Origin of the sequence: Streptomyces sp. NPDC001933 (assembly GCF_042890955.1) — a bacterium.
GTDB lineage: Bacteria > Actinomycetota > Actinomycetes > Streptomycetales > Streptomycetaceae > Streptomyces.
In genome coordinates this window covers 6,613-14,373 of record NZ_JBIASS010000056.1, presented here as the reverse complement: position 1 = coordinate 14,373, position 7,761 = coordinate 6,613, and the positions used below count along the sequence as shown (strand labels likewise).

The window sequence follows — 7,761 nt, the reverse complement described above, 5'->3', positions numbered from 1 at the left end:
CGAAACCCTGCCCGCCCGCTCCGAAGCCGTGATCCACATTGCCATGACCGACCTCATGGCCCGCCGCCTCACCAATGAGAACACCATCTCCTGGCGCGACCCGAAGAAGGCCACAGAACATCCCATCTCGGGATGAAACATCGGACGAAAACGACCTCTTACCAGGCGGCCGGCAGGCGAAGCGGGCTGCGGGTCGTCGTGCTCAGCCGCCACTCCGTCTCCCTCACCGCAATGGTCAGGTGGAGGCCGGGGAACCGGGCAGCCAGCCGGTGGAGAGCTATCTCCAGCTGTGCGCGGGCCAGCCAGATGCCCAGGCAGTAGTGCGTTCCTCCGCCGAAGGAAAGGGTCGGGCTCTCCAGCGGGGCGAACAGGTCGTCGAACGGGCTGCCAGTGAAAACGGACGGATCGCGGTTGGCGGCGCCGATGTCAGCGGCTACGAATTCACCCGCCCTGACCAGGACGCCCCCGATCTCGGTGTCCTGCGCCGCCCGGCGCAGGCAGCCCGGCTTCTCCGGGTTCCTGCCCAGCGGGATCAGGTGCACCAACCGCTCGGCCAGTGCACCGGCGGCCTCCTTTGAGGAGGCCAGCCGCTGACAGACTTCGGGCCGTTCACCCAGAATGTAGAGGAGCGAGTTGCCCAGCATCGTCATCGTGGTGTCGTGGCCGGCCACCACCAGCCCCCCGACCAGGTTGGCCAGATGCGCCTTTGGCACCCCGCCCTGCTGATCGGCAGCCTGGGCCAGGGTGCTGACCAGGTCCTCGCCCGGCGCCGCTCGCCTCTCCGCGAGCAGATCGGCGGAGAACTCCATGAGATTCCTCAGGCCGGCGGCCACTTCCTCCGCACTGCGCGAGGTATCGGAGACGGCATGCTCGGCCCAGCGCCTGAGACGATCGTCCTCCAGGTCCTGCACACCCATCAGATGCCGCATCACCGCATTCGGCACCGCCGCGGCGTAGCCAGCCATCAGGTCTGCCGGCGAACCCCGCTCCTCCAGCTCGTCCAGCAGCCGGTCGATCGCCTGCTCCACCCACGGACGCAGGCGCTTGACGCCCCGCGGTGTGAACACCCGCTGCACCACACGGCGCAGACGCAGGTGCTCGGCACAGTCCATGTTGATCAATCCGCCCGGGGCGTCCAGCAGGTTCGGAGTGCCGGTGAGCGCCGGGGCATCCTCAGCACTCAGCAGAGACCGCTGGAACCGGGCATCCATCAGAACCTGCCGGACATCGCTGTACCGGGTGACCAGCCACACCTCTGTTCCGTTGGGGACAGAGGTCCGCCGGGGCGGCCCCACTTCCGCGAACGAAAGACAATGCAGCGGCTGCACCTCCTCGACCGCGGGGCCCCCGGTAGGGTCATCCGAGACGGACACGCGTCCTCCTGGTTCATGCCGAAGAGACGGGTTGCCCAACAACCTGCCTTGCGTTTCGGAGCCGATGAAACCCGCAGAGCCAGACCACACCGAACAGATGAAGACGCACATTCACGGCTCCGGGATCAACGCCCGTGCACCGGACTCCGCCCGCCATACTTTCGACGGAGCTCCCCCAGCGCCAGGAAAGCGACCGCAGTTCACCTTTCAGGACGAACGCGTCCCGGAGATGCTTGGCTGAGGCGAACTACGCTCGACAACAGGCCCGTCCAGCCGTGCCTGATCAGTGCCCACCCGTACTGGGCGGTGCGCGGCTGGAGCATGGCGGGCCGGGTCGAGCTGGTGCGGGCGGCCCGGAGTGGGCCGGACGGAGTCCGGGAGGCGGTCGTGTGGTGGAACGGCGAGGAGTTCGTCGTCACCGAGCCCGAGGAGCGTCCCTGAGCGGATGGGAGGCCGCCGCGGCGGGGTTATCCACAGGCCCTGGCAAGGGCGGCGGGCGCGTCGTAGCGTGCTGCCTCTGTCGATCACCAGGGGGCTCGGGATGTGTGACGTCCGGCTGGAATGGCTCGCTGCCGAGGTCATGGACGAACTGCCGTCCGCGCAGGCGCGGACGGCAGTACAGGCCCTGCTCGTCGCTGCCGCCGGGCATCCGGACCGGTGGCCGGCCCCCGGCGGCGAGGACATCGCCCACGCCTTCGGAACGTTGGGAGCTCTCACTTCTCCGACCAGGTAATCCTCACCCAGTGACCAGCCAATCCTCATTACTTGTCCAGCAACAGCACCCGTCCACCACTCCTAAACGCCCCATAGAAACACCCGAATCGGCCCGCGCCACAGCGCCCAAGGCCGGACATCGAACTGAGAACCATCCCGGACACGAAAGCGAGAACTCCCACCGGCGGTTGTCGGGGTACGTGCCTGAACGCCCCGGAGGGCGCGGATGTCCTCGGTGTGGGGGTGGTACCGGGGGCGCACGCGTGACGAACAGCGCACGCGAGTGCCCCCCGCCCCACCAGTAAGGGTCTTGCTGGACCCCAGGACGGCGGAGATCATGGAGCATCCTTGCATACCGGATATCCCGGAGGAAAGGCACAACATGAAACGTACTGTCACGGCACTGGCCGCCGCGGGGGCCGTCCTGGCGCTGAGTGTCGGTCCTGCGGCGGCCGATGCGGTGGATGGAAGCGTCACGGTCTCCGGGCCGACCTGAACTGCAACGATGCGGTGGAGGATGTCTACCCGGGCGAGAAGGCATCCTTTGTCGTCCCGTTCCCCGCTTTCAAGCTGGTCTGACCGGCCGGACACGTACAGGGCAACAGCTAGGCGGCACCCACGGGTCACCCCACGTACCAGGCGATCGAAGAGTTGGGGCGCGCGGTGCGCACAGCGTTCGTGTGCGACTACCTCGCGGACGTCGAGATGCGGCGCGAGAGCCACGAGGGGCTCCAGGTCGTGGAGAACTGGAACTCTGCGAACAAGGACCTCTTCTACGGCAAGGACGGCGACCTAGCTGGGACCAACAAGGAATCCCAGGAGGTCAGCATGCTCGCGCTGCACCTGCTCCAGTCCGCCCTGGTCCACGCAACACGCTGTTGATGCAGCAGGTCCTCGCCGACCCGAAGTACACCCTCACCGAAGCAGACCGGCGCGCGCTCTCCCCGCTGTTCTGGACGCACGTGAACCCGTACGGACGGTTCGAGCTGGACATGAACCGGCGCCTCGACCTTGACCTGACTGTCCGGACCGTGCCGGGCCCGCGTGCCTCCGCCGATGAACTGGCCGGAGGGCCTCGGGGTGAGGGCGCAGCGTCATCTCGGAGCCCCGGCTGGCGTTGACCCGGTATGCGCTCCCACCGACTTGCACGAACACCTTCTGGCGAACGTGCACCCATTTGGGGGACCCGGACGTGGCAGACCGCCGCTGTCCGGTGACGTCCAGGGGAACAGGGCCGGGCCGGGCCGTGCCGATGGGCGGTTCGGCCGTTTCCCCACCAGGGAGCGGGGTCGCGGCTACCCTCGGAAATGATCATGATGCCGGGTGGAGACCGGGTCCGCTTGTGAGCGCCGGCCCGTACCGGCTCGGAAATCAAGGGCCATTCGTCGTCCGGAGGACCAGCACATGCGAAGTCTGACGTTTGTCATCGGCAGCGGGCGCAGCGGGTCGACCGCGCTGTCCCGGATCATGGCGGCGCACCCCGAGGTGCTGAGTCTGAACAAGTACATGTCGTCCGTGGCCTGGGCGGCGTTCCCGGAGGGGCCGGTTCACGGGGCGGGGTTCTGGCGTGCGCTGTCCGAGCCGACCCCGGTCTATACGCGGATGCTGCGCAGCGGGGTTCCGCTGCCGAAGTTCCTCTACAACCGGCTGCCCCAGGGCCGCTACAACAGTTCGGCGGCGGGTGTCCCGGCTCTTTCGCTGATGGTGCTGCCCCACCTGTCCGACGATCCCGACGGGCTTCTGGACGAGCTGGCTGCTGTGGTGCCCGGATGGCCCGAACGCGCTGCGGCCGACCATCACCGGGCCCTGTTCGACCACTTCGGCACCCGGTTCAGTCGTCACCACGCCGTGGAGCGTTCGAGGTATTCCACCAGCTGGCCCCGCTCCTGCGGGCCTCGTTCCCCGAGGCGCGGTTCGTCCACATGTTCCGCGACGGCCCCGACTGTGCCCTGTCAATGAGCCGCCACGTCGGGTTCCGGGCGATCACCCTGCTGCGGGAGATCCACCGGCGGTGCGGTGTCACCCGGCTCGCGGACCTCACCGCCGAGCAGGTCCGTGATCTCCCACCAGACCTCGCGGCCCTCCTCGGCGAGAGCTTCGACCCCGCCCTGATCACCGAACGCCCCATGCCCCTGTCGGCATTCGGCGACCTGTGGTCCACCCTGGTGACCGAAGGCGTGGAGTTCCTGGACTCCCTGCCGCCCGGCCAGGGCACCACCCTCTCCTACGAACAGCTCCTGGACGACCCCACAGCCGAACTGACCCGCCTCGCCCGCTTCATCGGCATCACCCCCGACCTGGCCTGGGCGAAGGCCGCCGCCTCCCTCATCCCGACCCGCCGCGGCAGCGCCCGCGCCCTGGCAGCCGGTCAGCGGGCCGAACTCGACACCTCCTGCGCACCCGGCACCCGTGCCCTCGCCCTGGCCGGGACGCGACCGGACCGGACCTCCGCAGGACGAGCGCGTTGCGGAAGCCGGGCAGGCCGGGTGCCGGTCACGGCGGCGCTGCCACCCAGGTCACGTCTCAGGTGAGGCTGGCGTAGGCGGCGGTGCCGTCCTGTGCGGTGTAGGCGAGGGAGACGCCCTTGCCGGGGCCTGCCACGGCGGCGGGCTGGAGCAGGTAGCTCTCCGTGCCCGCGACCTTGGAGGTGGTGAAGGCGGCACCGTTGATGTCGTCCTGCGGGCAACGGCGATGGTGCCCTGGCCGCCCCAGACGGCGAAGAGGCGGCCGTCGCTGTCGGTGATCAGGGCGGCGGAGTCGCCGCGGACGGGCTTCCCGCCGGGCAGGCTCACCTCCAGGGCCGGTGCCCAAGCGCCGCCGGGGGATTCCTCGACATGGATGCGGGCCCTGCCGTCAGCGGCGGAGAAGACAGCGATCCGCCCGTCGGGCTGGGTGGCGGCGGCGATGTCATGACCGCCGTCGAACGACTTGGTGAAGTCCCCCATCCGGCGCTGGGCGCGGTCTCACGGATCACATAGACCTCGCCCGCCGTGTTCGCGTGGAAGAACGCCAGCCGCCCGTCACGGCCACGGGTCACCGCGATCGAGGCGGCGTTCCCGCCGCCGAAGGTGTCGATGGCCTTGAAGCCCTCCGGGCCCTGCGCGTCGGTCCACACGTGCCACAGCGCGCCGTCCGTCCCGATCAGGAAGATCAACGGGCGCCCGTCCTGGAACTGGGCGACCACCGGATAGCGGCGCAGGCTGGCGCCCGTGGAGGCGGGGGCGGTCCACCCCGACCGGTCGGGATTCTGTCCGAAGTAGGTGACGTCCTTGTCCGGGCCGATGTAGTAGACGCCGACCCGGCCGTCACCGGCCACCGCGAGGAACGGGGCAGTGTCCGCCGGGGCGCCCAGGTCCTCGAAGGGGCCCCAGCCGTTCTTCTCGTCCCCCACGCCACCTGGAGGGTTCCGGTGTCCGCGCTGGGAATGAACACCCCGACCCGGCTGTCCAGAGCCACCACCCCGGGCCGGCCACCGCACGAACCACCCAGGGACACCACAGTTGACGCCATGACGTTTCCTCCTCGCGAGCATCACCACACGGACGTGGGAGCCGCGGGACGGCGCGGCCACACGCACCACATGATCCACTCGCACGGGACGGCAGAACGTCAGTCACCGCAACCTGGCTGCTTCACCCGCACCGGAACGCCACATTAGCCGGAAAACAGCCCACACACAGGCCGGAGTCCCTAGATACGGACCGGCGTCCCGCGCGGCTCCTGCTCACGCAGCCGCCTCGGCTCCGCCACCGCCTCCTCGGCCGCCGGACGCGCAGCCTTCCCGCAGCACTTCCAGTTCGTCAGACAGCAGAGCTCCTGCCCCAACTCCGCAACACACGCCGCGCACCTGTCCGGGATCAGCCCCGCCGGAGAGACACCCGAAGACCCTGCTGCCCCGCTGCACTCCGCGGCCTCCGCAGCTTCGGCACCCGCCGCCCGGACCACGGGCGCCTCCGCGCTCCGCTGCACCGCCACGGCCGAACCCACGGCCGCCTCCGGCGAACTCGCCGCCGTCGCCCCCGCCGCCATCACCAACGCGGCCACCACCGTGACCACCCGACGCGAACCTCGCATGACACCCTCCACAACCGAAAAACGCACCAGCCTCATGCCGGTGCGCACTCCGGCGGAGCGTATCCGCTCCAGCACCACCAGACGATCTTCCCCACAGACGCATTCCAGCCGCGTGCAGGAGCACGTCCCGCGCCTGTCCGGACACGGCCCCAGCGGTACAGATACATCCAACGGGGCGAGCAGGCAGACCGGGCCCCGAAGCCGCCACCGCCACCCGCCTGTCGGCAAACGAATGACGACAGGCGCCGCGTACGTCCAATGAACCCCCTATGCCCGCGGAGAGGACCTCGACCTCGCCGCCGACCACATGGCCCTCCTCAGCCTCGTCAACAACCTGGTCGGCAGCACCGATGAAGTGCGGGCCCCGGAAGCGTGGCGAAAGCGCATCCGCCACGACCACACCGTGATCTTCATCGCCTATCTCGACCACCGCATCCGCCGCACGATGCCGACCGCCGACCAATACCTCCAGCGGCGGCGCATCACCACCGGACTGCCCTTGGCCCTTGCTGTCGCCGAACGGGTCGAGCGCTGGCGGGCCCCGGAGTGGTTCCTGGACACGCCACACGCCCGCGCACTCCTTGAGGAGGCGACGAAGCTCGCTATTTTGCCGAATGACGTCTTCGCCGTCGAACGGGAGGAAATCCGAGGCGAAGTCGACAACATGGTGCTGGTGCTCGAAGCCGCCGGCCGCACGCGCGACGAGGCCATCGCCGACATCCAGGCAATGGTCCGCCACGCCAGCGAACGCTTCCTCCAGCTCACCGATCGGCTGCCCGCCCACTATGACGACCTCGGGCTCAGCCCGGCCGACCGTGCCTCGGCCAACACCTACGTCCAGGCGATGCGCCACATCCTCCGTGGCACCTTTGACTGGATGGCCGACGGCACCACCCGCTACGACCGTCAGGCCACCTTCCTTGCCGTCTCCTCCGGCTACGAGGACGCACCTGCGACCACACACAAGTGATCCCAGCGCACGCAGGGCTGTCGGCCACCGGCGCCTTCAAGACCCCGACCGGCGCTCTGAGCCTCGACGAGAAGGGTGACCTCAAGGAGTTCAACAGACTTCGGTAAGCCGAAAACCCGTGTGTCGCCCCAGTAGGGGTAGCGACCTTGCGTAATCGGGAGTCGCGTATTCCTCAGCTGTTGAGTGCTCGTGGTGACCGCGAGTGGTTGCCAGGGGCGTAGCGACACCAGGTTCCGGGCTGCGCCCGCCGTCAGCTCCGGCCGATCCAGCAGGACGTAGGCCTCCACTGAGCCGCCGTCGTGACAGCTGGCTACGGTCCGGTCGTGCCGGTTGGTCATGGAGCACGCGGAGGCGAACCGGAGGACATCAGCGGGGGCGGCAGTGCGGCGCCGATAGCGAAGGCGGTGGGGCCATCGCCGATGGCATCACCTTCCGCTGCACCCTGCTCCAGACCGGCACGAAGCCCTACCGCTACCAGGCCACCGAAGCCGAACGCGCAAGCCCGTCCTGATCCCTGTAGTCGGGCCCCCCCGCCCCCCCGCGGGCCCCCCCGTTCATTCTATTTTCAGGGGCGGGGCGGTACCGTGCGGGGGGGGGTGGGGGGGGCCCCCGGGGCCGGGGGGGTGGACG

The 7,761-nt window shown here is 69.2% G+C and carries 11 protein-coding genes and 1 pseudogene; 8 read left to right on the top strand and 4 right to left on the bottom strand.

Annotation, left to right across the window (positions count from 1 at the left end; translation table 11 throughout):
- Positions 1 to 136, top strand: a pseudogene (locus ACFYY7_RS43595) (IS5/IS1182 family transposase); the annotation flags it as partial.
- Between the two features lie 22 nt (positions 137 to 158).
- Here the strand turns inward: ACFYY7_RS43595 and ACFYY7_RS43590 are convergent.
- Entirely contained in the window at positions 159 to 1,253 is a 1,095-nt protein-coding gene (locus tag ACFYY7_RS43590; RefSeq protein WP_388671462.1) for a cytochrome P450, read from the bottom strand.
- Positions 1,254 to 1,679: 426 nt separating this feature from the next.
- On the opposite strand from ACFYY7_RS43590, the gene ACFYY7_RS43585 reads away from it, so the two are divergent.
- The 6 genes from ACFYY7_RS43585 (at position 1,680) to ACFYY7_RS43560 (ending at position 4,618) form a co-directional block, all read left to right on the top strand.
- A complete protein-coding gene (locus ACFYY7_RS43585; RefSeq protein ID WP_388671459.1) occupies positions 1,680 to 1,814 on the top strand; it encodes a hypothetical protein in 135 nt (44 codons plus the stop codon).
- A gap of 100 nt (positions 1,815 to 1,914) precedes the next feature.
- The gene (locus ACFYY7_RS43580; protein ID WP_388671457.1) at positions 1,915 to 2,106 is read left to right on the top strand and encodes a hypothetical protein; all 192 of its coding nucleotides are present in this window, start codon (positions 1,915 to 1,917) and stop codon (positions 2,104 to 2,106) included.
- Between the two features lie 644 nt (positions 2,107 to 2,750).
- Entirely contained in the window at positions 2,751 to 2,969 is a 219-nt protein-coding gene (locus ACFYY7_RS43575) for a Tn3 family transposase (RefSeq protein WP_388671454.1), read from the top strand.
- A complete protein-coding gene (locus ACFYY7_RS43570) occupies positions 2,969 to 3,208 on the top strand; it encodes a hypothetical protein (RefSeq protein ID WP_388671451.1) in 240 nt (79 codons plus the stop codon). Before ACFYY7_RS43575 ends, ACFYY7_RS43570 begins: the two co-directional genes overlap by 1 nt.
- Before the next feature lie 283 nt (positions 3,209 to 3,491).
- The gene (locus ACFYY7_RS43565) at positions 3,492 to 4,046 is read left to right on the top strand and encodes a hypothetical protein (protein ID WP_388671448.1); all 555 of its coding nucleotides are present in this window, start codon (positions 3,492 to 3,494) and stop codon (positions 4,044 to 4,046) included.
- Positions 4,043 to 4,618: a hypothetical protein gene (locus ACFYY7_RS43560; RefSeq protein ID WP_388671445.1), complete on the top strand. Its 576-nt coding sequence runs from the start codon at positions 4,043 to 4,045 to the stop codon at positions 4,616 to 4,618. The genes ACFYY7_RS43565 and ACFYY7_RS43560 overlap by 4 nt, the downstream gene beginning before the upstream one ends.
- On the opposite strand, the gene ACFYY7_RS43555 is transcribed toward ACFYY7_RS43560, so the two are convergent.
- From ACFYY7_RS43555 to ACFYY7_RS43545, 3 genes are all read right to left on the bottom strand, one after another.
- Positions 4,611 to 4,898 (bottom strand): hypothetical protein, encoded by a 288-nt coding sequence (locus ACFYY7_RS43555; protein WP_388671442.1) that lies wholly within the window; start codon positions 4,896 to 4,898, stop codon positions 4,611 to 4,613. The two genes, ACFYY7_RS43560 and ACFYY7_RS43555, sit on opposite strands and share 8 nt — an antisense overlap.
- Positions 4,876 to 5,478, bottom strand: a complete 603-nt coding sequence (locus tag ACFYY7_RS43550; RefSeq protein WP_388671439.1) for a hypothetical protein — start codon at positions 5,476 to 5,478, stop codon at positions 4,876 to 4,878. Before ACFYY7_RS43550 ends, ACFYY7_RS43555 begins: the two co-directional genes overlap by 23 nt.
- A gap of 299 nt (positions 5,479 to 5,777) precedes the next feature.
- Positions 5,778 to 6,161 (bottom strand): hypothetical protein, encoded by a 384-nt coding sequence (locus tag ACFYY7_RS43545; RefSeq protein WP_388671436.1) that lies wholly within the window; start codon positions 6,159 to 6,161, stop codon positions 5,778 to 5,780.
- A gap of 307 nt (positions 6,162 to 6,468) precedes the next feature.
- Here ACFYY7_RS43545 and ACFYY7_RS43540 point away from each other — a divergent pair, with 307 nt between their 5' ends.
- The gene (locus tag ACFYY7_RS43540) at positions 6,469 to 7,131 is read left to right on the top strand and encodes a terpene synthase family protein (RefSeq protein WP_388671433.1); all 663 of its coding nucleotides are present in this window, start codon (positions 6,469 to 6,471) and stop codon (positions 7,129 to 7,131) included.
- Positions 7,132 to 7,761 lie beyond the last annotated feature (630 nt).